The sequence below is a fragment of the Peribacillus sp. NPDC058002 genome (genome assembly GCF_042886655.1).
In the GTDB taxonomy this organism is placed as follows: domain Bacteria; phylum Bacillota; class Bacilli; order Bacillales; family DSM-1321; genus Peribacillus; species Peribacillus aracenensis.
This window is the reverse complement of the sequence record NZ_JBHVQU010000056.1, coordinates 1-25,167: the sequence shown is the minus strand read 5'-3', so window position 1 is coordinate 25,167 and position 25,167 is coordinate 1. Positions and strand designations below refer to the sequence as shown.

Genomic DNA, 25,167 nt, shown 5'->3' with positions numbered 1-25,167 from the left:
AAAAAACTGCACCTCCAATTGTTAGATGTTGTCTAACAATTGGGGTGCAGTTCATTTGCAGCTCTTTTTCTTATGTAACAAAAGGGGGGTTGAGCGAGACTCCGGGCGGGAAAAGCCTATCCAGGGGAGACCTCAAATGCTGTAGACAAACTCGATTTTCATCGAGTTTGTCTACAGTCTGGAAGCCTCTAATTAAAGAGGTTGGAAATATTAGTTATGGCATTTTAATTGGTACATTTAATTGATGATAATCCCTATATGATCGATAAGATACCATTTTTTTATCCTGATAATGTCCATCCAACTGCAAAATTTTAGATCTATTGGTTTCTAAATAATAATTATACCCGTTTGTTTCTAAGTTATGGAAGGTATAGGGAATTCCAAGCATTTGTTTCTTGGTGACTTTTACATCAGGGTGATGTTGTATATAATAGGCCAATTGTTGTACAGATGTTGATGGATTGTCTGTGATATTAAATAATGTTTCCTTAATATTAGTTTTTAAATTATTCAAAGTAGTTTTTGCTTTATGTTTGGTTTTGTTGGAACGCCTTGTCATAAATATCACTCCCTACTCTGATTTATAGTTAAAAGTTGTATTATGTTATTACCAATCAGCAAACGGAGTAAACACAAATTTGAAACCTGGGGGGAACTTCTGCTAAAAGAGAAAGTCTTGGTAGAAAAGATAATGTTTTTTGGTAGGTTTAATGCCCATTTTAAGTGGTATATGAAGGATATAGTTTTATAGCAGTTTATTCCCCTTACTCCCTTTATTATGTTAGGAATTTTTTACGAAAGAATATCTTTTCAAGAATAATGTCGAACAAGTAGCACATATTCTTCTTTTGATTATTACTAATTATTTCCATTTACTAAAGGAGTGATATATCATGAGGCAAATGTGTATTTACTGTTTTAAATGGGCTGACATAGATACGATGACACCAATTTTTGAACAAGGTAGGGAGTTCGTCAATTTTTATTGCGAAGATTGTGTTACTGCTGTTATGGATAACTTATTTAAGCTCCCATACAAACATGGCCGTTCCTATTCCGATGTATGCGAACAATCAAGAATACACTAGCATCAAGCAAAGCCTTTTAAAAGTTAAGCGATTGCTCATAGGCCATCTCAAAAGAGAAGGGCTTTTTTTGTTCTTTTCTTAAGGCTGTTTTCGCATACTTTGTTGCTATTTACCAAGTAGTGCGGTGTGGTTGATTTCCCCTCCAGATGCTCGCTTTCCGCGGGGCGGGCGGTGAGCCTCCTCGGCGTAATCGCCTGTGGGGTCTCACCTGTCCCGCTGCTCCCGCAGGAGTCTCGCACTTCCACTCCAATCAACCTTAAATAGTCTCGTTTTAAAAACAACAATCTTAACGAAAAGAGCCTTTCTTAATAATATTGCATTTGCTTACTTTATTTAATATAAATGGGGTGCATGATACAAACATCCCTAGAATCACTTAATATAGGGGGACGGGGATTCAGAAATGAGTGCTCACCCAACATATGAATATCATTAGAGTTGAAGGCCTCCCACAGTTTATGTGGGAGGCCTTTGCATACTCACCGTTATTGTATTTTCATGGTCGCGTTTAATCGCTAGTTCTCACTTACAACATGTAATGCTTGAAGCACATATCCTGAGTGTCATATTCACTGAAGTACATTGTGCAACGGAAAGCTAGATTTTGATTTGATCTTACTTTCTATTTTAATAAGCGGCATAGGAGGCAAAATTCTTGCTGTTCGATAGGCACTTTCCACAATGCCAACCAGACGAAACGCTGGAATTTCGCCTGCTGTCTTTGTTTCCAGTGTGTTGCTTGCTTTTCCTTGATGAGCGCAAGATTTTAATAATCGATTTTCCTCTTTGAAATGTAATTTTAAAAATATAAATATCAAATTGAAATGATGCTCGAAATCATATATACTGAAAATTGAGAATTATTGGTAAATATTAGCCAGGTTTGGAAAATATCCGCATTTATCAACTTTAGAATAAGATACCCAATCGCTACCCGGAACGGAAAAGGATACACGATGATTGCATTAGGGGATTGTGATGCCTGGTGAAAAAAGAACGGAATGAGAAATTGTCTTTCGATAGGTGTCAAAAGACAAAGTTGTTCCTTAGTTACTAAAGTGCGATTTTAAAGGGGTGGAAAATGATGAATATATGGACAAGCTGCACACTTAGTTCAATTCTGGCTCTTTCCTTACTAGCGCCATCCGTGTCCTTGGCTAATGAAAATCCAAATCGGGAAGCCGCTGTGAGTAAGGAAACTGCCAGCCAGTATCCCATGTTAAAGAAAGCAAAAAAACCTGAAGAAGCGGGCTTTTCGTCTGAAAAGCTGGAAAAGGTGGATCAGCTTATTGAAATGGAAGTGGCTGCGGGTTTTCCTGGTGCTGCCCTGATTGTCATAAAGGACGGAAAAATCGTCAAAAATGAAAGTTATGGATACAAACAGAAATATAATGAACATACACCTCTTAAGAAGTTTAAGAAAATGGAAAATGAAACGTTATTTGACCTTGCTTCAAACACGAAGATGTATGCAACCAATTTTGCCATTCAGAAATTGGTCAGCGAAGGAAAGCTAAATATCCAGGCAAGAGTCCAGCAATACATTCCTGAATTCAAAGACACAAAGGAGGATGTGATCAAAGGAAAGGACAATCTGAGGATTATTGATGTTCTCCATCATACAGCAGGCTTTAGACCTGATCCCCAATACCATAATCCAAAGGTTTCGAAAGAACTCTACTCCCAGGAACGGGATAAAACCATCCAGTTCATTTCCAAAACACCGCTCACATATGTACCCGGAACACAGAATGTATACAGTGATGTCGATTATATGCTGCTTGGCGCCATTGTTGAAGAAATAACAGGTAAGCGGCTTGACACCTATGTTGAAAATGAATTGTACAAGCCGCTTGGTTTGAAAAATACAAAATTCAATCCTCTTCAAAAGGGCTTTAAGCCAATGGATTTTGCTGCAACTGAATTGCTTGGTAACACCCGGGACGGCGTGATAGATTTCCCTAACATCCGCACATACACACTTCAAGGGGAAGTACATGATGAAAAAGCCTTTTATTCGATGGGGGGAGTTTCAGGGCATGCTGGTCTTTTCTCCAATACGCAAGATATGGCCGTCCTCCTGCAGGTGATGCTGAATGGCGGGGGATACGGTAAACATAAGTTGTTTGATCAAAAAACCATCGATGAATTCGTCGCACCTTCCGCAATGAATCCTACATATGGACTTGGGTGGAGGCGAAATGGCGATGCTAGCATGGAGTGGATGTTCAGCCCTTATGCGAGCGACAGTGCCTACGGCCATACTGGATGGACTGGGACGGTCACGATCATTGATCCGGAGAAGGATTTAGGGATTGTGCTACTAACCAATAAAAAGCACTCTCCGCTCGTTGACCCTGTAGCCAATTCCAATCAGTTTTTTGGCGATCTCTTCAAAACAGGAAGCTATGGAAGTGTTGTGACTGCGATTTATGAAGCATTGGAAACGAATGAATGAATATCTCCATAAAGTAAAGGCCTCCGATTAAAGTCGGGAGGCCTTTATTCTTGTTATATGAATGTGTGGATTTCTTTTAGACAAACTTTAATTTTTTACACAGTTTGGGCAAGGATTAGATTTTTGTATGCTCCGTCTTGATGGAGCAAATTATCATGGACACCTTTTTCGATGATTTCCTCATTTTGTACAAACGATTATGCGGTCTTCCTTTTTAATTGCGGTTCTCGTGGCTATACCAGGTGTAAATTACCTAGGTTTAATGATGTTCTCTTTTGTAGGGGCAGGTTTAGGTGCTGCATTGGTTTTCGGGATTACATCGTTTTCGAGAGGTGGCATTATATCTGTAATGCTCGCGTTGGCGGGCTCGGCCGTTTCGTCCTTGCTTAGCTCACTTTCTACCGCTTTCTTGCATTCACTGGTTTTCAAAGAATATTGATGAGGGCTGTATAGGTAGAAAGCTGCATTGGGGAGTGATGAATCATCCCCTGAAAGATTTATTTTCAAAAAATATATTGACTGAATAGCTTGTATCCGCTTACAATAATATTTAGTTATTAGTGTATTTAGAAAATTGTAAAAGAGGTACTTGCATGACAAAGGAATTCGACAGAAGAATCGGGCGCCATGCAATCATGTACGCGTTTGCGGACGAAGAGGAAGAAGCCATATTGATGAATGATCTAAAGCGGATGGATTGGCTTTATGGAAAAGGTAAAGTCGGTTCAATGGAGCTGCAGAAAATAGTTGCGGCCATTGAGACATCAGCGAAAAGACTTGGATTAGTCAATCCCGATATGTATCGTGAAATGCATGCGCTGTATCATGCGATCATCGAAGCACTCCAAGGAGTGACACGCGGCCAAGTCGAGCTTGGCGGCCTTTTGAGGACTGCGGGCCTTCGGTTTGCAATCGTTCGGGGCAGGCCGTTTGAAAACGGGGACGAAGGTGAATGGATTGCTGTCGCAGTGTATGGAACGATTGGAGCACCTGTTCGGGGATTTGAACATGAAGCCGTTGGCTTGGGAATTAACCACATTTAAATAATTAAAAGCCTATAGTTATTTTAGTGAAATAGGGGGCTGTATTGAAAGACTGGATAAGTCTGTCAATATGGCCTCCTTTTGTGTGTTTAAAAAAAGAATAGGGGTGCAGGAAATGATAATGTTAACAGGTCAAACTTTAACGATTGAAGAAGCGAAAAAAGTATTGTATGGAGAGGCATTTGTCTCGGCTTCTGCCGAAAGTGTTAAGAAAGTGGAAAAAAGCCGGGAAGCGGTTGAAAATATCGTGAAACAAAAGAAAGTCGTCTATGGCATCACAACAGGTTTTGGAAAGTTCAGCGATGTATTGATTGAGTCTGAGGACGCAGAGCAGCTACAGTGGAATTTGATTCATTCCCATGCGTGCGGAGTCGGGGAACCGTTTCCAGAGGTGGTTTCGAGAGCTATGGTCCTTCTCCGTGCCAATGCGCTATTAAAAGGGTTTTCAGGTGTCCGTCCTGTCGTCATAGAACGTTTGATCGATCTTTTGAATGCTCATATCCACCCGGTCATCCCTCAGCAAGGTTCTCTTGGTGCAAGTGGGGACTTGGCGCCGCTTTCCCATTTAGCGCTAGTATTGATGGGAGAAGGGGAAGTGTTTTATAAAGGAGAGCGAATGGAGGCCATCGTAGCTTTATCGAAGGAAGGCATTCTTCCAGTGACACTTAAAGCAAAAGAAGGTCTTGCATTAATTAACGGAACACAGGCCATGACGGGGATGGGCCTAGTAAATTACATTGAAGCTGAACAGCTGGCCCATCAAACTGAAGCGATTGCTTCACTGACTTTAGAGGGATTACGCGGCATTGAAGATGCCTTTGATCCGGATGTTCATCTTGCACGCGGTTACCGCCAGCAAACAGAGGTCGCGGAACGGATCCTTCGCATGATCAGCGGCAGCCAGCTCATCACCAAGCAAGGAGAACTGCGGGTACAGGATGCTTATTCGCTCCGCTGCATCCCGCAAGTGCATGGTGCATCATGGCAAACTCTTGATTATGTAAAAGAGAAATTGGAGATCGAAATGAATGCGGCGACGGATAATCCGCTTATTTTTGACGATGGGGAAAAGGTTATTTCAGGGGGTAACTTCCATGGCCAGCCGATTGCATTTGCGATGGACTTCATGAAAATAGCTGTTGCCGAGCTTGCGAACATTTCAGAGCGCCGCATTGAGCGACTCGTCAATCCTCAGCTGAATGATTTACCGCCATTCTTAAGTCCGTCGCCTGGCTTGCAGTCGGGAGCGATGATCATGCAATATTGTGCAGCTTCACTCGTCTCTGAGAATAAAACACTCGCACATCCTGCAAGCGTGGATTCCATTCCATCTTCAGCGAACCAGGAAGATCATGTAAGCATGGGAACGATTGGGTCCCGACACGCACATCAAATCATTCAAAACGTTCGCCGCGTTTTGGCGATTGAACTCATTTGTGCGTTACAAGCGGTGGAATACCGCGGAATCGAAAAGATGGCTCCGTTTACAAAAGAGTTTTATACGGAAGCAAGAAAGCTCATTCCAAGCATTACACAAGATCGTATCTTTTCAAAAGATATCGAAGCAACGGCGAGCTGGTTACATCAAATCGATTGGAATTCATTTATTAATAGGAGTTTGCCTACAACTTAATATGAAGTGCGGAATATCCGAATAAACGTTAGGCTTATAGCCCTTTGACTTGGGTTTTAAGCCTAACATCGTTATGTAAATGCAACATAGATCCCAGAAATCCAAAAAGGTCCCGGCATTAGAGAAAATGACCTTTAAATAGTAATAAATGCAGGAAATGACCATTGATGGAATGATCGGCTTTACCTATTCGTGCTCGATTAAATATGCATTTTTGGAGGGGAATCTAATTTGGAAAATCGGCAATTGCAACCACCTGTCATAAATGAACAAAACCAGCCGTCAAATACTTTACAAAGGAAGCTGAAAGCGCGCCACCTTACGATGATTTCGCTGGGCGGTGCAATTGGAACAGGACTGTTTCTCGGAAGCGGGCCGGCCATTCACTCTGCAGGGCCTGGCGGTGCTCTGGTCGCCTACGCCGTAATCGGTATAATGGTGTATTTTATTATGACAAGCCTCGGGGAACTGGCATCATTTATGCCAGTCAGCGGAGCCTTCAGTACCTATGCTATACGTTTCATTGATCCGGCATTAGGGTTTGCGCTTGGTTGGAACTATTGGTTCACTTGGGCGATGACTCTTGCCGCGGAACTATCTGCGGCAACGATGGTAATGAAGTTTTGGTTTCCTGACAGCTCGTCTTTTTTATGGAGTTCTTTGTTTTTAGTTTTGATATTCTTATTGAATTACGTATCTGTTAAAGGATATGGCGAAGGGGAATATTGGTTTTCCCTCATTAAAGTCGCAACCATCATCATTTTTATCGTTGTCGGAATATTGATGATATTCGGAATTATGAATGGAGAAGCGATTGGTTTTAAAAACTTCACAGTTGGTGACGCTCCGTTTGCCGGTGGTTTTTTGGCAACATTGGGCATCTTCATTGCTGCTGGATTTTCTTTTCAAGGTACAGAAATAGTCGGTGTTGCAGCCGGTGAAAGTGAAGACCCGGCAAAAAATGTACCTCGTGCAGTTCGCAGCATTTTTTGGAGAATCTTCCTCTTTTACATCCTGGCCATAGTTGTTATTGGATTGATCGTTCCCTATACGAATGGCAATCTGCAGGGACATACAATCATGGTTAGCCCGTTTACGATGGTGTTTGAAAAAGTGGGACTGGCATTTGCTGCTTCCGTGATGAATGCCATCATTTTGACAGCCGTATTATCCGCTGGTAATTCAAGTCTTTACGTGACAAGCCGAATGTTGTACTCAATGGCAAAAGAAGGCCTGGCACCGCGGATTTTCGGGAAGCTTAACAAGCGTGGCGTTCCCATTTGGGGACTGATTGTCACTTCACTTGTAGGGATGTTGGCCTTTTTTGCTTCTATTTTCGGTGATGGAGTTATTTATATTTGGCTTATGAATGCGGTTGGAGTCACTGGATTTATATTTTGGCTGGGTATAGCGGCAAGCCATTATCGGTTTAGAAAGGCTTACATAGCCCAAGGGTATTCGCTGGACGATCTTCCCTATAAATCAAAATGGTTTCCTTTCGGACCGATATTTGCCTTTACACTTTGCTTTTTCGTTTTATTGGCGCAAAACTATCAAGCCTTTCTTGGCGATGGCATAAACTGGGCAAGTGTGATTGCTGCCTATCTTGGCATCCCATTCTTTTTGATAATGTGGCTTGGATATAAGTTCATTAAGAAAACAAAAGTAATTCCGCTGGAGGAATGCCAAATCGATTTTGATGAACATAGGAATGCAAAATAGACATAAGACTTCTTTAATAATTTATTAGGATTAATTATTGAAAAATACAGCTTTTCTTTTTTAAGAAAGTTAGCAGCCTTTAAATGACAAGGTTCCTTACCGCCAAAGAAACAAAATAAACAATTATTTGAAGTTGATGCCAGTTGATTGAGCCGAAGTAACTGTTGGAGATGATTGAATCAATACGCATATTATCAATTTCATTTAAGGGATATGCCTTTTTTATCTCCTCCTAGATAATCTACCTAGGAGGGGATTTTTCTATTGGTGAAAAGGGACAAACATTTAAAACGTGAAGTAGTTCGATTAAAGTCGGAGGAGGTTCATTGAATTTATGCTTTGTTAAAAAGGCAAGAGATTTCCTTGATATAGCCTAGTTAACGTTTTTGTAAAACAGAGATAAACCCTGAAAGGGTTTGGAGGGTTATTTGGCATGGCCATGAATAATGTAACAAAAGGATATAAAATAATTCAGGTGTAATTGGGGAGGAAAGAATGGACACTATAATTTGCATTACAAAATGTTGAGTCTAACGTCTATATCAAATGGTCTATGAACATGTTCGGAATTAATTGTTCATCTACTTATTTAAATGTCCTTTCTTCTATATACTCACCGATTTTTCGGAACTTATCAAAACGTTGTTGGCGTAGTATGCGTTTATCTAATTGACCAAGTTCTTGTAATGCTTTTCGTAAGGTTTCTTTGATAAAGTGCGATTGAAGTGGGATGTCAATATGTGCTCCTCCTACAGGTTCTTTGATGATCTCATCAATCACCCCTAGTTCCATCAAATCCTTAGCCGTAATTTTCAATGCTTCAGCTGCTCGTTTTGCTTGTGTGGCATCCTTCCATAATAGTGCTGCTGCTCCTTCAGGTGAAATAACCGAATAAAATGTGTTTTCTAGCATGTAGATTCGATTGCCGATACCAAGAGCCAATGCACCACCACTCCCACCTTCACCAACTACAAAACAGATGATAGGCACTCCAAAACTTGCCATTTCACGAAGATTGAGGGCGATAGCTTGAGATTGTCCGCGTTCTTCGGCTTCACGACCCGGGAAGGCTCCTGCCGTGTTGATAAATGTGACGATGGGGCGATTGAACTTATTGGCTTGTTGCATAATTCTTAGGGATTTTCTGTAGCCTTCAGGTTGCGACATGCCAAAACGACGATAGATATTGTCTTTGGTATTTTTACCTTTTTGATTTCCTAAGACAGTTATGGGCATTCCTTCGAAGGTAGCTATTCCTGAAACCAATGCAGGATCTTCCCCATAAAGTCTGTCACCATGAAGTTCAATAAAGTCTTCAAAAATATGGTGGATATAATCTAAAGTAGTAGGGCGTTGTTGAATTCTGGTTAGTTGAATTTTATCCCAAACTTCCATATTCTCGTTAAGATGAATTTTGATTTCATTGACTTTTTGCTCAAGATTATTTATTGCTTCGTTAAAGTCAAGATTATGCTTTGTAGACACCTCTTTCAATTCAGCAATTTGATTTTCAAGTTGTTTTAATACTTGCAAGTTCATCGTTTAAAACACTCCCTGAAGTCGAGATGATGGATTTTTAAAATGGTTGTTAATGATTGTTTTAATTCACTCCTATTTACAACCATATCCAGTTGCCCATGCTCCAATAAAAATTCAGAGGTTTGGAAATTTTCCGGAAGTTCTTCTCTTATCGTCTGTTCAATTATGCGTCTTCCTGCAAAGCCAATTAAAGCTTGTGGTTCGGCAATATTGATATCACCTAATGAAGCGAAGCTAGCAGAAACTCCACCCGTTGTAGGATTCGTTAAAACGGATACGAAAAGGATTTTTTCGTAGTTTAGTTGTTCTAAAGCAACACTCGTTTTAGCCATCTGCATGAGGCTAAGAATTCCTTCTTGCATACGAGCTCCGCCGCTTGCCGAAAACAATATAAATGGTTTTCGTGTTTTTATTGATTCCTCAATGGCTCTTGTGATTTTTTCGCCGACTGCTGAGCCCATACTACCCATACGAAAACGAGAATCCATGACACCAATCACAATTGGATAGCCACCTATGGAAGCTTCCCCAGTAATAACCGCATCATTTAATGCAGTCTTATTCATATCAGAAATTAATTTATCTTTATATTCAGGGAAGTTCAGCGGGTCAACGGAAATTAAACTTTTATTGAATTCCGAAAAAGAACCACTATCTGTAAGCATTGAAATGCGGTCATAAGCTGAAACCGGGTGGTGATAATGGCATTTCGGACATACATTCAATTCTATTTTCATAAGAGATTCATCAAAAGTTTCCCCACATGATTTACAAGTAAAAGGGATTGGAGTCATGCTTTTGTCTATTTCAAAAAAAGAATTCGATTCTAATTTTTCTCTCTTTAATGGATAAATCTCCATCAATCCTCCTTTGGTAAGACCGCTTTTTACAAGTTACGCTCACCGTTGCGTTTTTTAGCTTTTCATTAAAAAGTTTTATACAATCAGCAATCATCCAAGAGAATGAAGATTTTATTTGGTGGGTCTTCATTATGAAATTATCTATTCCTGTATGAATGCATTTTTACTTGGGAAATCAGAACGATTTTATCAGGGAAATACATAGGCTTGTATACAAATCGAGTATACAAACATTAAAAAACACTTATTATCTTCTATATGGAGAACAAAGGTTATCGATTGCTTCACCATTGATCCAGTTTCGATTTACCAAATAGCAAGGGGTCGTTTAATAAAGCGAATACTCCCATTAGTTAGTGTAAGCTCATAATATGCAATTACTAATATAATTGAATGGGTCATTCTTCCATGGATAATATTTTATTGACACATAATATTCAAGAGGACAATCTTGGAATGTAAATGAAACTTTAAGAGCTGTATATTTGTATAAATTGATAGAGATTTAATTGAAAGTAGAATTATCAGACTAATGGAAATTAAAAGAGAAACGAACCAAATGTTTAAGAAGTTTATGGCTAAGTTAGGGAAAGGTGCAGCAACTGTTGATTTACGCTACGAAAAACGTGCTTATTATGCTGTTCATCCATGCTCCTGAGAATCGTTACGTAGTGATCCAGGATGTCAGCCAGGGGCAGCAGGTATTTCATGTGCATGGTTTTTCCCTGCTGTTAGATTAGTGATGATATACAAAAAAAGAGCGACTGATTGTGTCAAATTGTAGCTGGTTTCACCAAGCGAGCCAACGATTCTGTCGTACCGTGCGCTTCACGCTCTTTTTCGTACTTCTGGTTTTGTTCGTAAAGAGTATTCAATTGTGAGATAATTTCACATTTATAAAAAAATGATAAATCGTGTGTCTGGAAATATATTTTCAATATCGCATTTTTTGCTTTAACCGTTGATAAATCAATGTTTATAGAAGGATGGTGCCACTTTCATATGAGGCACGATCTTAACATATATACTCAACAATTCTGCCGCACATCATTTGAATTTATATTCATTGTTTGTTAAGGTAATGAAGTGCTTTAGAGAGAACGGTTTATTCCGTGTGATGGGGATGGCCAAAACTCTAAAAAATAAAAACCATTATATTTCAGTTGATATATGCTGTGCCTGTTAGTTTCCTCAGTTGTATTGCACCCTCTTTCCCTACTTGAAATGCTCAAATTAGACACATTGGGAACCCATAATCATATTTCTATGCGTTTTGGTGTTATACTGCACTGCAAGTATCATTCTACCTGGTTAAGGAAATGAAGTACTTTAGAGGGTAGTCGTATGTCCATCATCCGGACAAAACTCTAAGTGGAAATCGTTTATATTACAGTTGGTATAGGTTGTGCCTGCTAGTTTCCTCAGTTGTGATTGCACCTCTTTTTCCCTACTTGAAATGCTCAATTAATCACACATATATAATCCAAGTAAAGAACTGCTTCTTGGGAATAATAAATATAGATTATTTTTTCTATGCACGTTATGCCCTGTGCCACTGAGTATGTGTCACTTCCGCTTTTAAAAAGATAGGGGTGGAATTTCGTTATTTCAAGGTACTTGTGCATTATTAATCCACTCGCATAAAACGGGGGAATTCAGCAAAACTGAATATCATATGGGCAACTATTAGAATGAGGTGAATTGATGAAGCCGTATGTAGAAGTCAGAAATGTCTCGAAAATTTTTGGCAAATCTCCAAAAGCAGCAACAGACTTATTGAAGCAAGGCAAAACGAAAAAAGAAATCTTGAAAGAAACAGGACAAACGGTCGGAGTGAATAATGTTAATTTCGAGATTTATCCCGGCGAGATTTTTGTTATCATGGGCTTGTCAGGAAGCGGGAAATCCACTTTGATCCGCATGTTCAATCGTTTGATCGATCCGACATTGGGTGAAATCTTAATTGATGATGAAGATATCGTGAAGATGAACGCGGCCCGCTTAAGGGAAGTCAGACAAAAGAAAATAAGCATGGTCTTTCAGAACTTTGCTTTATTTCCGCATAAAACGATATTGGAAAACGCCGAATTCGGGCTCGAAATTCAAAAAGTGGATCCAGCGAAACGTCATGAAAATGCGATGAAGGCACTTGAGGCCGTTGGATTGAAAGGCTACGAAAATCAACTGCCATCACAGCTTAGCGGCGGTATGCAGCAAAGGGTTGGGTTAGCCCGGGCGCTCGCAAGTGATACGGACATATTATTGATGGATGAAGCCTTCAGTGCCCTTGATCCATTGATTCGCAAGGATATGCAGGATGAACTGATCCAAATCCAAGATCAGTATAAAAAAACGATCATTTTCATTACACATGATCTTGATGAAGCATTAAGAATAGGGGATAGAATTGCCCTCATGAAAGATGGAAGTGTAATTCAATTGGGAACCCCTGAACAAATCATGATGAATCCAGCCAATGAATTCGTCGAGAAGTTTGTGGAAGATGTTGATCTATCAAAAGTATTGACAGCGTCTCATGTGATGATACGCCCAGAGAAGATCGCGGTGGACAGAGGTCCGAGGGTTGCCTTGGAAATCATGCGTAAACAAGGGTATTCCAGCATTTTTGTTGTGGATAGAAAGCAGAAGTTATTGGGGGCCGTGACTGCTGAACAGGCTCGTCAGGCAATGAGCAATAACCAATCGATCTCAGAAGTGATGTCAACTGATATCCCAACTGTAAAAGAGGATGAATTACTTGGAAACCTCATGGATGTGATGGCGACTTCAAGCTTGCCAATCTCAGTCATCGATGATCAGAACAGAATTAAAGGAATCCTTCTTCGCGGTGCCGTTATTGGTGCTTTGGCCGGGAATAAAGATTCCTTGAATGAAATGGAGAGTGAATAATTCAATGAATATGCCGAAAATCCCACTAGGAGCTTGGGTCGATTCTTTAGTGGATTGGATAACTATTGTATTTGCTGGATTATTTACATTTATTACGGATGTAATCGAGGGTCTTTTGAATATCTTGGTCGATGTAATGAGTGCAGGACCTTCGATTGTTTTAATCATCGTCCTGACCCTTTTAGTTACTTATACAAGCAAATGGCCATTAGGAGTATTTGCATTCATCAGCTTGCTATTGATTGATAATCTGGGTTATTGGGAATCAAGTATCCAAACTCTGGCAATCGTTATATTGTCAGGAGCTTTAACGATAGTGATCGGGATACCGATCGGAATATGGTGTGCACAAAATAAAACCGTGCGCAATATCGTAACCCCAATCTTGGATTTCATGCAAACGATGCCTGCATTCGTTTATTTGATCCCTTCGATATTATTCTTTGGAATAGGGGTAGTGCCTGGGATCATTGCGTCATTCATTTTCGCTATCGCACCGACGATCCGAATGACCAATCTTGGGATTCAGGAAGTGCCTAATGATTTGATCGAGGCATCGGATGCTTTTGGTTCCACCAGCAGCCAAAAGTTATTCAAGGTTCAAATACCATTGGCTACTCCAACGATCATGGCAGGAGTTAACCAAAGCATCATGCTCGCACTGTCAATGGTTGTTACAGCCTCATTGGTTGGAGCACCCGGACTTGGTGCTGATGTCTACAGGGCTGTCAGCCAAATTAATGTTGGGCAAGGATTTGAAGCAGGATTATCCATCGTAATCATTGCAATCATTTTAGATCGTATCACGCAAAACCTTCGTAAACCAGCTTACGAACATATCGTTAGCAGGAAAATCATTTTTACAATATTGGCTTTACTTGTTGTGGGTACTGCACTATTCGGTGCTTTTACAAAAGAAAAAGCTGTGAACGGGGATGAAAACAGTCTTGCTGCCAAGGCAAATTATGAAATCATCGGAATTGAACCTGGAGCAGGGATAATGAAGTTGACTAAAACGGCAATGGATGATTATAAGCTGGATGATTGGAAAGTGGTTGAAGGGTCATCGGCAGCGATGGTTGCAGAATTGAAAAAAGCAATTGATAAAAAAGAACCAATCGTCGTTACAGGATGGTCACCGCATTGGATGTTCTCGAAATATGACTTGAAATATCTCAAAGATCCGAAGGGAGACTTCGGTAAAGCTGAAAATATTAATTCGATTGCCAGAAAAGGCCTCGAACAAGATGCCCCTGGCGCTTATAAAATTCTTGATCAATTCTTCTGGGATACTAAAGATATGGAAGATGTAATGGTCAAGGTTACTGAAGGTATGACTCCTTCAGAAGCAGCAGAAAAATGGATAAAGGAAAATCAGGACAAAGTATCCGAATGGACCAAGGGTGCTGAATCAGGAAATGGTAAAAAAATCAAACTGGTTTATGTTGCTTGGGACACTGAAATCGCCAGTACGAATGTGATTGGCAAGGTACTGGAGCAGAATGGCTATGATGTAACATTGAGTCAGGTCGAAGTGGGGCCAATGTTTGCTGGCGTTGCAAACGGAAGTGCGGACGCAATGGTAGCTGCATGGCTCCCGGGAACACATCTTGAATACTATAATAAGTATAAAGATGAAATAGTTGACCTTGGACCTAACTTAAAAGGAACAAAGCTTGGTCTGGTCGTACCGGATTACGTCGATATTGATTCGATTGAAGACTTGAAATAAGAAAACGCGGGAATTTGTATGATCCCCTACAGGTAGGCTGTTCTTAACAGTTTACATGTAGGGGATTTTTCTATGGCAAAAAAGCGGCAAAGAATTTATGCGAGAAGTCAAACGTTTTAAGTTGGATTAAGGGTTAGTCATATAGTCAGCTTCGTGAGCGATAAAGAGTGATACCAAAAGGAAGATGTCCAATATAGCTTTTTGAAGATAAAGGTGATGTATGGAAGCAAGTCAGAAGTTAGCCGCAAATTCTGTTCATATAAGACCTATCCAGCTCAATTTTGTCCTGGCTTAGGATTGAACTGAAGGACGACAGTATACATCCAGCTTTAAAATCTACAATACCAGTAACGTTAAATCGCCTGAATAAATTGAGGGCGATTTTTTCTTTCATCAGAAGTAACACAATAACATTGTTTATGTATCCTTTTTCAGTTAAACGATAACCGATATGTTAATGAACCATTTTATACAAGTTGATTTTATTACAGGTGCAAAAGTAGTTCCCATTCTTAAGAAGGCATCAAGCTTGATGAGAAAGTCTTTTTAAGGGGAATGGTGGCAAAATTGAGAATTAATAAAGTGCGGGGTGTGTAAAACAAGCGGTTTTACAGGAGAAATTAGTTGGCATGGTTTTTGCTTATATAAATAAGAGTAAATCAAGAAAGGAGGGAGAGCTGAATAGCCAACTATTTGGTAAGAGTCTCGGAGAGAATGACGACTATTAAAGTACTCTTCTCCATTGTTTCAGGAACTATTGTCGGATTCGTACTAGGTTTGATCTGCGGATATGGATCAATTTACGGACGGTATGGAATATATCATCGTGAATCCTGGTACAAGATCATAAATACGGCCATGCAATTACTGATGCAGGAAGTGGTTGTATGGCTGCTCTGGATTGCGAAAGATATCTTGATGCAAGAGCGATCAAGTAATGGAGACAATCAGTATAACGTTGAGAACAAAATATAGGGAGGATTGTAATAATGAAAGAGATCAAAACTGAGCAAGAGTTTGATGAGGCGATTTTATCAACAAAACCGGTTGTAGCCAAATTTTATGTTGAATGGTGCCCGGACTGTCAGAATACCAATTTATTCATGCCAATTGTAGAAGAAGCGTATAAAGAAAAAATAGATATGATCGCAGTAAATCGAGACCATTTTCCGGAACTATTAGAGAAGTTAGATGTGTATGGAATCCCAAGCTTCATTGCTTTTCAAGAAGGGAAGGAACTTAATCGCTTTGTAAGTAAAATCGGAAAAAGCCAGGAAGAGGTTGAACAGTTTCTCAATCAAATCGTAGAAAGTGGGAAATTAAAAAGATAATCATTAATGCTGAAGGGTTAGATTGGTGAGCTACTTTATAAAATTGAGATGAGGTGCTTAGAATGGCAAAGATGAAGGATGAAATCCATTACAAAATTTTGATTGTAGGGGGTGGCAGTGCCGGGATTACGGTCGCAGCTCGTCTCTTGCGTGAATCACGTACTCTGAGCGGAAACATTGCAATCATTGATCCTGCGACGAAACATTATTATCAGCCATTATGGACACTTGTGGGAGCTGGCGTAGCTGACAAAACCGTAACACAAAGGGAGGAAGCATCCGTTATTCCGAGCGGAGCAGTGTGGGTACAGGATGCGATAACCACTTTTGAGCCCGATGAAAATGCTGTTGTAACAGCATCCGGAAAGAAACTGCACTATGAATATCTAGTTGTCGCAGCCGGGATTCAAATTGACTGGCATAAAATTAAAGGTTTAAAAGAGAGTATTGGAAAGAATGGTGTATGTAGTAATTACTCTTATGATTATGTTGATGGCACTTGGGAGGCGATCAGAAACTTCAAGGGGGGGACTTCCATTTTCACCAACCCGAACACGCCGGTAAAATGCGGTGGTGCTCCTCAAAAAATTATGTATATGGCAGAAGACTATTTCAGAAAATCAGGAGTTCGCGAGCAATCTTCAGTTATTTTCGTTTCAGGGAACCCATCCATATTCAATGTAAAAAAATATGAACAGGCACTTAATAAAATAATTGAACGCAAAGAAATAGAGACATATTTTATGCATCATCTTATTGAAATTGATGGTGAGAAGAAGCGAGCGACATTTGAAAACCTGGACACGGAAGAGCGCGTGAATATGCATTATGACATGATACATGTGGTACCACCGATGAGCGCTCCTGATTTTATCAAGAATAGTTCGCTCGCGGCAAGTAATGGGTGGCTGAATGTGGACAAATATACTCTTCAGCATCAACACTATGACAATGTATTTGGCATAGGGGATTGCACAAACCTGCCTACATCGAAAACGGGGGCTGCGATTCGCAAACAAGCGCCCGTGCTTGTGAAAAATTTGCTTCATCGGATGCGTGCCAAACTTATGGTTCATAAATATGACGGCTATACATCATGTCCGCTTGTTACCGGATATGGGCGGCTTATACTGGCTGAGTTCAATTATGATTTACAGCCGCAAGAAACCTTTCCCATCGATCAATCCCGTGAGAGGTTCAGTATGTATTTATTGAAGAAAAACTTGCTTCCCGTTATGTATTGGAACGGAATGCTTAAAGGAAAGATGTAAAAGCCATAACAAAACATAAGTATCCGAGGTGCTTGAAAGGAGAAGGATTCATGCTATTAAAGTATTTTTATGATGAGAAACTGGCTCAAGCTTCATACCTTGTGGGATGTCAGGCTACCGGTGAAGCGATCATTGTCGATCCGTCACGTAATATAGAACCTTACATAAAAACGGCAAGAGCACATGGTGTGAGAATCGTAGGCGTAACGGAAACACACATCCATGCAGATTTTTTGTCTGGTTCGCTGGAGCTGGCTTCCAGGCTTGAAACGACATTGTATTTGTCTGATGAAGGGAGGCCGGACTGGAAATATGAGTACGCAACTGGGTATGACCACCGCTTTCTGAGAAATGGAGATGTATTTGCCATTGGAAATATCCATTTTGAGGTGGTACATACGCCAGGACACACACCTGAGCATATATCGCTGCTCGTAACAGATGGGGGTGCATCTACCAAGGATCCGCTCGGCATATTTACCGGGGACTTTGTATTTGTGGGTGATGTGGGGCGTCCCGACTTATTAGAAAAAGCCGTAGGGGTACATGGTTCCTCAGAAAAAATGGCACGCATGATGTATCGGTCATTGCAACAATTTAAAAACTTTCCAGATTATTTGCAAGTATGGCCAGGGCATGGGGCGGGCAGTGCCTGTGGTAAAGCGCTAGGTGCGATCCCGTCGTCAACCATCGGATATGAAAAACGGACAAATTGGGCACTGCAATATAATGATGAAAATCTCTTTGTTGAAGCGCTGTTGGCTGGGCAGCCTGAGGCGCCCCCTTATTTTTCAATGATGAAGCGGTTGAATAAAGATGGAGCGCAACAAATCCGAAGGATATCAGCGCCACTTCCTATGGTGGGGTCAATAGATATTGTGCAGGAATGGTCGGAACAGGGAATAGTCTTGGATACGCGTCCGGCCAGTGCATTTGCCTCCAAGCATATACGAGGCTCAATTAATATCCCATATAACAAATCATTTGTAACGTGGGCGGGGTGGCTGTTGGATTATGACTTGCCTATATATCTTCTGGCAAGCAATGATGATGTTGCAGGTATTGTAAAAGATCTCCAGTCTATTGGCTTGGATCGCGTCATTGCAACATTGGATCCATATATCATTGAGCAGGCTGGCGATTCTGATTCACGTGTTATGAAATATGAAGAAGTGACAATGGACATGATAGATGACGCCATTCAAACAGAAAGCATCTATGTGCTAGATGTCCGAAGCATGGCCGAATGGCAGGAAGGCCATTTTCCACAAGCTAATCATGTCATGCTTGGCCATTTACAAGAACAGGCATCTAACCTCCCGCATGATAAACCAATTTTGGTTTATTGCAAATCCGGAGGAAGATCAGCCATAGCTGCAAGCCTTCTGCAAGTTCATGGTTTTAAAGAAGTACAAAGCCTTGTAGGTGGGTATGAGGAATGGCGGAAACGGAAGAAGTTGTGACCTACCAGAAATCTTGATGAAATGTTTTGATTTTATCATCTATAAGAAAATATTTCCTAAGGTTGCAAAAGTGCTGATGTTTAGGATGAAAGGGTTTAAAAAAATGACCGCGGTATTAGGGAATTCAAATAAGATATTCTATGAAAATAAGAAGATTTTATAAGAGAAATGAGTTGGCATGACAATTGCTTATATAAAAGGCAGGATACACAAGCAAACATGAGAAGGAGAGATACTCAATGAAATATAACTTTGACCAAGAAATCCGTCGACTGGGCACTGACTGCGAAAAGTGGGATGATCTTGAAAATCATTTCGGCGTAAAGGATGTTATACCGATGTGGGTGGCCGATATGGATTTTCAGTCTCCACAACCTATCATCGAAGCATTAAAACAACGTGTGGAGCACGGTGTTTATGGCTACATGCTTAGACCGGAATCATATATAGAATCCATTGTTGGTTGGCTGAAAAGAAGACATCGATGGTCGGTTGAGAAAGAATGGATTACCCACAGCCCAGGTGTGATTCCAGCCCTATCGTTGGCGATTCAGTCCTTCACGCAGACAGGGGACAAGATTATTATCCAACCGCCAGTTTACCATCATTTTGCCCGCGTTATCGAAGCGAACGGCCGTGAAATTGTAAACAACCCGCTTAAGCTTGAAAATGGGCGTTATTTAATAGATTTCGAAGACCTAGAGGCAAAGATGGATTCAAAAGTGAAAATGTTGATTCTATGTAGTCCCCATAACCCAATCGGAAGGGTATGGAGCAGAGAAGAATTGACGAGACTGGGGCAGCTTTGTATGAAGCACAACATTCTCGTTGTCGCAGATGAAATTCATTTTGATTTTGTTTATAAAACACATACCCATATTCCTTTTGCCTCTATTTCAGAAGAGTTTGCGAATCATTCTCTTACCTGCATTGCTCCAAGCAAAACTTTTAACTTAATGGGTGTGCAGACGTCAAGCATCATTATTCCAAACCAGCAACTGCGTGAAAGGTATGACAGAGAACTTAATACATTATCCATTGGTTCACCGAACATATTTGGTGTTGTTGCGTTAGAGGCTGCGTACCGCCATGGAGAAGAATGGCTGGATCAGCTCCTCGAATATTTGCAGGGGAATCTGGAGTTCACTCTGAGTTATTTCAGCAAAAACATCCCGCAAATCAAAGTCATTCAGCCTGAAGGCTCATACCTTGTATGGCTTGATTGCCGAGAATTGGGAGTTGAAGAAATGGATCAATTTATGTTGCGCCAAGCAAGGGTTGCGATGAATGAAGGGCAGATCTTCGGTATGGAAGGTGAAGGGTTTATGCGACTTAATATAGCTTGCCCGCGTTCGATGTTGAAAAATGCGTTGGGTGGTATAGAAAAAGCTGTTTCCTCTTTGTGCAAAGCGTAGAAATTTATTTTATTATAGAATTATTTCATATAGCACTATAGCAGAGGAGGATAATATGGCAGGCTTTATCGGCATACAAGAATTTATTCAAGATTACGCTGAGAACACGGCAGGAATCCTTGGTCTGGATATAACGGTGCTTGATGAAAAGGGCGTTCGCATTAGCGGAACCGGCTACTATAAAGACCTCATTGGCAAAACGGCTCCGGAAGGCTCCTTTTTCAGAATGATATTGGAAACAGGGGAGCCTGGAGTGGTTTACGATGTGAAAAAAAATGAGTCGCAATGTAGGAGTTGTAAATTCGTGAATCAATGCAAAGAGCTCGCGACCATTGGGTTTCCTATTGTAAAGCAAGATAAACCGGTTGGCGTCATCGGCATGATTGGTTTTTCCCTTGAACAAAAGGAGAAAATGGTTTTAGAATCAGAGAACCTAATACAGTTTTTAAGCAATGTTAGTACATTGCTGGTCAATAAATTAGCAATGCTGGACCTTGGTAAAGAACAGGGTTGCAAAATTCAAGAAGATATACCGACGCCCCCGAAATCCATTACTTTTGAACACATTCTTGGTAAAGATTCCGGGCTTCAAGATGTTATTAAAAAAGCAAAAAGGATTGTCAACAGCCCATCCACAGTGTTGATTAGGGGAGATAGTGGTACGGGGAAGGAATTATTGGCTAAGGCGATTCATTTTGAAAGCAAGCGCCGAATGCATTCTTTTGTAGCAGTTAATTGCGCTGCCATACCTGAAAGCTTGTTAGAAAGTGAATTGTTTGGATATGAGGGCGGATCATTTACTGGCTCAAGGCGGAATGGGAAAATGGGGAAATTCGAATTAGCGCACAACGGAACCATTTTTCTTGATGAAATTGGAGATATGCCGCTTTTCTTGCAGCCAAAGTTATTACGGGTTTTACAGGAAAAAGAGATTGAAAGAATCGGTGGTAATAAAGCGATCGAGATTAATGTACGGGTGATTGCGGCCACTCACCGCAACCTGGAGGAAATGGTGAAAAACGGAACCTTTCGCGAGGATTTATATTATCGTCTCAATGTCCTCCCTCTCCATACCAAACCATTGAAAAAGCGGCGTGATGATATTGCTTTGTATCTCGAACATTTCATTTATAAACATTGTATGATCATGCAAAGAAATCTACTGAGACTTGACCCCGTGCTGGAGCGGTGGCTCATTCGTTATGATTGGCCTGGGAATATACGGCAATTGGAAAACGCAGTTGAATATATGGTGAATATGGCCGAATCGGATATTGTGGGCTTTCAAGATTTACCTGACTATCTCTTTCAACAGGATCATCTCTCTGTTGAGTGTAGTGGATTAAGCTTAGAACAAATGATTTCAGAATATGAAAAAGACGTAATCCAGAGCTATTTCCTGGCTGAAAAATATCGAGATGACAAAGAACAGATTGCCAGGGAACTACAGATTAGCCTCTCTACTCTATATCGCAAGTTGGAAAAGTATAAATTATGTTAACTTCATCTTTACTCAAATAATATTAATGCGGGGAAGTGCTTATAGCATTTTCTCGGCTGAATTATAAGTGGAAGGCAGAGGTACTTTGTTGGTTGACAGAAAATTTTAAAAATTAAAAAGAACAACAAGGTGAGCCTGCATACCAATTGTATGTGAACTATGAGTAAACAGGGGGATACACTATGGGGAAATTAGAAGCGGAGATAAGCAAGACCCTAGAAGGTCGAAATCAAAAATCATCATTACAAAGGAAGCTGAAATCCAGACATTTAACGATGATGGCCATTGGCGGCGCTATTGGAACTGGATTGTTTGTATCCAGCGGATCGACGATTAGCACTGCGGGGCCGGGAGGAGCGCTTGCTGCATACATACTGGTCGGTATCATGGTCTATTTTGTCATGAATAGTTTAGGGGAGCTATCGGCCTTCTTACCGGTCCCGGGGGCCTTTGATATATATGCATCAAAGTATATTGATCCTGCGTTAGGCTTTGCGTTAGGTTGGAACTATTGGTATACAACTGCGATAACGGTTCCTGCAGACTTGGTGGCCTCTACCCTTATTATGAAGTATTGGTTTCCAGACTCACCTTCCATATTGTGGAGCGCACTATTTCTCGGTTTGTTGCTAATCTTAAATGTTTTATCAGTCAAGGCTTATGGTGAAAGTGAATACTGGTTTGCCGGTATTAAGGTCATTTCGATCATCGTGTTTCTCGTTATTGGGGTTGCCATGATTTTTGGAATTATGGGAGGGCATGCGGTCGGGTTCAGTAACTTTACCCAAGGGGATGCTCCTTTCCATGGCGGGCTTATATCTATCTTTAGTGTAGTGCTCATCGCCGGCTTTTCGTTCCAGGGAACAGAAGTGATTGCGACGGCCGCAGGTGAAACCGAAAATCCATCGAAAAACGTGCCGAAAGCGATCCGGTCAATCTTCTGGCGCATCCTTATTTTCTACGTGCTGACGATTTTTGTTATCGGTTTGATTATCCCTTATACGGATCCAAACCTGCTTAAATCCGGCGTTGAAAATGTATCTATCAGCCCTTTCACGCTCGTTCTTCAGAGAGCTGGGTTGGCATTTGCCGCTTCCGTAATGAATGCAGTGCTTCTTACCTCTGTATTATCAGCTGCAAATTCAGCAATGTATGCTTCTTCACGTATGCTTTGGGCTTTAGCAAAAGAAGGGAAGGCACCACGAATCTTTGCTAGTCTTAATCGGAAGGGAATTCCCATGTTGGCGCTCTGTGCAACGGCAATTATAGGACTAGTCTCTTTTTTGGCTTCCCTTTTTGGAAATGGTTCCGTTTTTATTTGGCTGATAAATGCTTCAGCCCTTACCGGATTTATCAAATGGTTCGGGATTGCCGCTAGTCATTACCGCTTCCGTAAAGCATATGTAGCACAAGGCCGAGATCTAAATGAATTGCCGTTTAAAGCCAAATGGTACCCTCTGGGCCCGGTTATCACACTGTTATTTTTTGTGGTTTTCATTCTTGGACAGACTCTTTTTTTCGGACATCAGATTGGCTGGGCGGAAATACTGGCTACCTACATTGGTCTACCTATTTTCTTACTTCTCTGGTTGGGTTATAAAATCATTAAGAAAACAAAAATGGTGCCGCTTATGGAGTGTGATTTTGAGCGAAAAGAATAAGCGGGAAGGCTGTGTCATGTAAGCGTGGCATTCAGAGGGATATTACATTCAAGTCCGTTTTAACGGGATTACAAAAAAAGAGGTGGTTTATATGATAAAAGAAGCAGTCATAACAAAAGAAGCCCCCATGGCTATCGGTCCTTATTCACAAGGTATTAAGGCAGGAAATATAGTGTACACTTCAGGGCAGCTCCCAATTGATCCTGAGTCTGGAGAAATGCCAGATGATATTGAAGAGCAAACAAGGGTGTCATTGGGGAATCTTGAAAAGGTTTTAGAAGCGGCGGGATCAAGCTTACAGCAGGTAATAAAAACAACGGTTTTTTTAAGCGATATGGATCATTTTGCCGTGATGAATCAAGTATACGGAGAGTTTTTCCCTGATAATTATCCGGCAAGAAGTGCGGTTGAAGTTGCTCGTTTACCTAAAGATGCTCTTATTGAAGTAGAAGCGGTGGCTATTATTTAATGATATATAATTGAAAAGGGAAGGCAGATTGATATTCAATTTTCTTTAATGTAAATATGGCCATTCTTAAACAAAGGCTCTTTTCGTAAAGATTGTTGTTTTTAAAAACTAAACGATTTAAGGTTGATGGAGCGCAAGTGTGAGACTTCTGCGGGAGCAGCGGGACAGGTGAGACCACACAGGCGGATACGCCGATCACCGCCCGCCCCGCGGAAAGCGAGCATCTGGAGGGAAATCAACCACAGCGCTTTACTTGGTAAACAGCAACAAAGTATGCGAAAACAGCCAAAACAAAAAGCATCAGGAGGAGTTTTTAAAAATGAATTTAGCACAATTTCCCAGAAAGCGATATACACCAACATATACACCGATTGAAAGGTTAGATCATTTTTCTGAAGTTCTTGGGGGCCCATCCATTTATGTTAAACGAGATGATATGCTTGGTTTGACGGCTGGGGGAAATAAAACAAGAAAACTGGAGTTCCTTGTTGCCGATGCATTGGATAAAGGCGCGGATACGTTAATTACATGTGGAGGCATCCAATCCAATCATTGCCGTTTAACATTAGCGGCAGCGGTTAAAGAGAAAATGAAATGCATTCTTGTGTTGGAAGAAGGTCTTGCAAATTCTGAACCAGATTTTAACGGTAACTATTTTCTCTATCATTTATTGGGCGCTGAACAAATCAAAGTAGTGCCTAATGGAGCGGACTTAATGCAGGAAATGCAGAAAATAGCTAAAGAGGTAACAGAGAATGGACATAGCCCGTACATCATTCCGGTTGGGGGATCGAATGTCATTGGTGCAACGGGATATGTGGCTTGTGCACAGGAGATCTTGGCACAGTCCTTTGACCAAGGAATTGATTTGAAAGCAGTTGTTTGTGTAAGCGGCAGCGGAGGAATGCATGCTGGTTTGGCCGCAGGATTTCATGGAAATCAAAGTGGAATATCAGTAATTGGGATAAATGTAAGCAGAGGAAAAGCTGAACAAGAAGAGAAAGTTCATCAGCTAGTTAAAGAAACGTTAGCACACATCGGGATTCCACATTCAATTCCTCGTGAGGA

Annotated in this window: 18 protein-coding genes and 1 pseudogene; 16 read left to right on the top strand and 3 right to left on the bottom strand. The window is 40.8% G+C overall.

Translation table 11 applies throughout. The features are described from left to right. Positions 1 to 214: 214 nt before the first annotated feature. Entirely contained in the window at positions 215 to 562 is a 348-nt protein-coding gene (locus tag ACFVSH_RS12415) for a hypothetical protein (RefSeq protein ID WP_387604987.1), read from the bottom strand. 334 nt (positions 563 to 896) lie between these two features. On the opposite strand from ACFVSH_RS12415, the gene ACFVSH_RS12410 reads away from it, so the two are divergent. The 5 genes from ACFVSH_RS12410 to ACFVSH_RS12390 all read left to right on the top strand — a co-directional run bounded on the left by ACFVSH_RS12410 (position 897) and on the right by ACFVSH_RS12390 (position 7,947). Then, positions 897 to 1,091 (top strand): hypothetical protein, encoded by a 195-nt coding sequence (locus ACFVSH_RS12410; RefSeq protein WP_387706122.1) that lies wholly within the window; start codon positions 897 to 899, stop codon positions 1,089 to 1,091. 1,084 nt (positions 1,092 to 2,175) lie between these two features. Next, complete coding sequence (gene pbp4b / locus ACFVSH_RS12405) at positions 2,176 to 3,549, top strand: penicillin binding protein PBP4B (protein ID WP_387706124.1); 1,374 nt, start codon at positions 2,176 to 2,178, stop codon at positions 3,547 to 3,549. Between the two features lie 593 nt (positions 3,550 to 4,142). Continuing rightward, entirely contained in the window at positions 4,143 to 4,592 is a 450-nt protein-coding gene (gene hutP, locus ACFVSH_RS12400) for a histidine utilization transcription antiterminator HutP (protein ID WP_387604988.1), read from the top strand. A gap of 115 nt (positions 4,593 to 4,707) precedes the next feature. Further along, positions 4,708 to 6,225 (top strand): histidine ammonia-lyase, encoded by a 1,518-nt coding sequence (gene hutH, locus ACFVSH_RS12395; RefSeq protein ID WP_192207589.1) that lies wholly within the window; start codon positions 4,708 to 4,710, stop codon positions 6,223 to 6,225. A 324-nt stretch (positions 6,226 to 6,549) separates the two neighbouring features. Next, the gene (locus ACFVSH_RS12390) at positions 6,550 to 7,947 is read left to right on the top strand and encodes an amino acid permease (RefSeq protein ID WP_260288112.1); all 1,398 of its coding nucleotides are present in this window, start codon (positions 6,550 to 6,552) and stop codon (positions 7,945 to 7,947) included. A gap of 585 nt (positions 7,948 to 8,532) precedes the next feature. Here ACFVSH_RS12390 and ACFVSH_RS12385 read toward each other — a convergent pair. Next, positions 8,533 to 9,486, bottom strand: a complete 954-nt coding sequence (locus ACFVSH_RS12385) for an acetyl-CoA carboxylase carboxyltransferase subunit alpha (RefSeq protein WP_387604989.1) — start codon at positions 9,484 to 9,486, stop codon at positions 8,533 to 8,535. Then, positions 9,483 to 10,280 carry an acetyl-CoA carboxylase, carboxyltransferase subunit beta gene (gene accD / locus ACFVSH_RS12380; RefSeq protein ID WP_260288113.1) on the bottom strand — a complete coding sequence of 266 codons (798 nt, stop codon included), beginning with the start codon at positions 10,278 to 10,280 and terminating at the stop codon, positions 9,483 to 9,485. Before accD ends, ACFVSH_RS12385 begins: the two co-directional genes overlap by 4 nt. A gap of 1,770 nt (positions 10,281 to 12,050) precedes the next feature. Between accD and ACFVSH_RS12375 the strand changes: the two genes are divergently transcribed. From ACFVSH_RS12375 to ACFVSH_RS12325, 11 genes and pseudogenes are all read left to right on the top strand, one after another. Continuing rightward, positions 12,051 to 13,256 (top strand): quaternary amine ABC transporter ATP-binding protein, encoded by a 1,206-nt coding sequence (locus tag ACFVSH_RS12375; RefSeq protein ID WP_192207592.1) that lies wholly within the window; start codon positions 12,051 to 12,053, stop codon positions 13,254 to 13,256. Between the two features lie 4 nt (positions 13,257 to 13,260). After that, positions 13,261 to 14,988 (top strand): glycine betaine ABC transporter substrate-binding protein, encoded by a 1,728-nt coding sequence (locus ACFVSH_RS12370; protein ID WP_387604990.1) that lies wholly within the window; start codon positions 13,261 to 13,263, stop codon positions 14,986 to 14,988. 836 nt (positions 14,989 to 15,824) lie between these two features. Further along, positions 15,825 to 15,926: pseudogene (locus ACFVSH_RS12365) on the top strand (thioredoxin-disulfide reductase); the annotation flags it as partial. A 51-nt stretch (positions 15,927 to 15,977) separates the two neighbouring features. After that, positions 15,978 to 16,319 carry a thioredoxin family protein gene (locus ACFVSH_RS12360; protein WP_144553213.1) on the top strand — a complete coding sequence of 114 codons (342 nt, stop codon included), beginning with the start codon at positions 15,978 to 15,980 and terminating at the stop codon, positions 16,317 to 16,319. 71 nt (positions 16,320 to 16,390) lie between these two features. Continuing rightward, entirely contained in the window at positions 16,391 to 17,590 is a 1,200-nt protein-coding gene (locus tag ACFVSH_RS12355) for an NAD(P)/FAD-dependent oxidoreductase (RefSeq protein WP_387604997.1), read from the top strand. A 50-nt stretch (positions 17,591 to 17,640) separates the two neighbouring features. Beyond that, a complete protein-coding gene (locus ACFVSH_RS12350) occupies positions 17,641 to 19,053 on the top strand; it encodes an MBL fold metallo-hydrolase (protein WP_387604991.1) in 1,413 nt (470 codons plus the stop codon). A 239-nt stretch (positions 19,054 to 19,292) separates the two neighbouring features. Then, positions 19,293 to 20,468 (top strand): MalY/PatB family protein, encoded by a 1,176-nt coding sequence (locus ACFVSH_RS12345; protein ID WP_387706120.1) that lies wholly within the window; start codon positions 19,293 to 19,295, stop codon positions 20,466 to 20,468. A 55-nt stretch (positions 20,469 to 20,523) separates the two neighbouring features. Further along, positions 20,524 to 21,969 (top strand): sigma-54 interaction domain-containing protein, encoded by a 1,446-nt coding sequence (locus tag ACFVSH_RS12340; RefSeq protein WP_387706118.1) that lies wholly within the window; start codon positions 20,524 to 20,526, stop codon positions 21,967 to 21,969. Between the two features lie 182 nt (positions 21,970 to 22,151). After that, the gene (locus ACFVSH_RS12335; protein ID WP_387706116.1) at positions 22,152 to 23,630 is read left to right on the top strand and encodes an amino acid permease; all 1,479 of its coding nucleotides are present in this window, start codon (positions 22,152 to 22,154) and stop codon (positions 23,628 to 23,630) included. Between the two features lie 91 nt (positions 23,631 to 23,721). After that, the gene (locus ACFVSH_RS12330; RefSeq protein ID WP_387604995.1) at positions 23,722 to 24,099 is read left to right on the top strand and encodes a RidA family protein; all 378 of its coding nucleotides are present in this window, start codon (positions 23,722 to 23,724) and stop codon (positions 24,097 to 24,099) included. 319 nt (positions 24,100 to 24,418) lie between these two features. After that, positions 24,419 to 25,167: D-cysteine desulfhydrase family protein (locus ACFVSH_RS12325; RefSeq protein WP_387706114.1), on the top strand; the 749-nt coding region annotated here is incomplete at its 3' end.

What these genes read in the sequence shown, in the direction of transcription:
- ACFVSH_RS12415 (WP_387604987.1), bottom strand. Translation starts at nt 562, where the DNA reads ATGACAAGGCGTTCCAACAAAACCAAACATAAAGCAAAAACTACTTTG.
- ACFVSH_RS12410 (WP_387706122.1), top strand. Translation starts at nt 897, where the DNA reads ATGAGGCAAATGTGTATTTACTGTTTTAAATGGGCTGACATAGATACG.
- pbp4b (WP_387706124.1), top strand. Translation starts at nt 2,176, where the DNA reads ATGAATATATGGACAAGCTGCACACTTAGTTCAATTCTGGCTCTTTCC.
- hutP (WP_387604988.1), top strand. Translation starts at nt 4,143, where the DNA reads ATGACAAAGGAATTCGACAGAAGAATCGGGCGCCATGCAATCATGTAC.
- hutH (WP_192207589.1), top strand. Translation starts at nt 4,708, where the DNA reads ATGATAATGTTAACAGGTCAAACTTTAACGATTGAAGAAGCGAAAAAA.
- ACFVSH_RS12390 (WP_260288112.1), top strand. Translation starts at nt 6,550, where the DNA reads ATGATTTCGCTGGGCGGTGCAATTGGAACAGGACTGTTTCTCGGAAGC.
- ACFVSH_RS12385 (WP_387604989.1), bottom strand. Translation starts at nt 9,486, where the DNA reads ATGAACTTGCAAGTATTAAAACAACTTGAAAATCAAATTGCTGAATTG.
- accD (WP_260288113.1), bottom strand. Translation starts at nt 10,280, where the DNA reads ATGACTCCAATCCCTTTTACTTGTAAATCATGTGGGGAAACTTTTGAT.
- ACFVSH_RS12375 (WP_192207592.1), top strand. Translation starts at nt 12,051, where the DNA reads ATGAAGCCGTATGTAGAAGTCAGAAATGTCTCGAAAATTTTTGGCAAA.
- ACFVSH_RS12370 (WP_387604990.1), top strand. Translation starts at nt 13,261, where the DNA reads ATGAATATGCCGAAAATCCCACTAGGAGCTTGGGTCGATTCTTTAGTG.
- ACFVSH_RS12360 (WP_144553213.1), top strand. Translation starts at nt 15,978, where the DNA reads ATGAAAGAGATCAAAACTGAGCAAGAGTTTGATGAGGCGATTTTATCA.
- ACFVSH_RS12355 (WP_387604997.1), top strand. Translation starts at nt 16,391, where the DNA reads ATGAAGGATGAAATCCATTACAAAATTTTGATTGTAGGGGGTGGCAGT.
- ACFVSH_RS12350 (WP_387604991.1), top strand. Translation starts at nt 17,641, where the DNA reads ATGCTATTAAAGTATTTTTATGATGAGAAACTGGCTCAAGCTTCATAC.
- ACFVSH_RS12345 (WP_387706120.1), top strand. Translation starts at nt 19,293, where the DNA reads ATGAAATATAACTTTGACCAAGAAATCCGTCGACTGGGCACTGACTGC.
- ACFVSH_RS12340 (WP_387706118.1), top strand. Translation starts at nt 20,524, where the DNA reads ATGGCAGGCTTTATCGGCATACAAGAATTTATTCAAGATTACGCTGAG.
- ACFVSH_RS12335 (WP_387706116.1), top strand. Translation starts at nt 22,152, where the DNA reads ATGGGGAAATTAGAAGCGGAGATAAGCAAGACCCTAGAAGGTCGAAAT.
- ACFVSH_RS12330 (WP_387604995.1), top strand. Translation starts at nt 23,722, where the DNA reads ATGATAAAAGAAGCAGTCATAACAAAAGAAGCCCCCATGGCTATCGGT.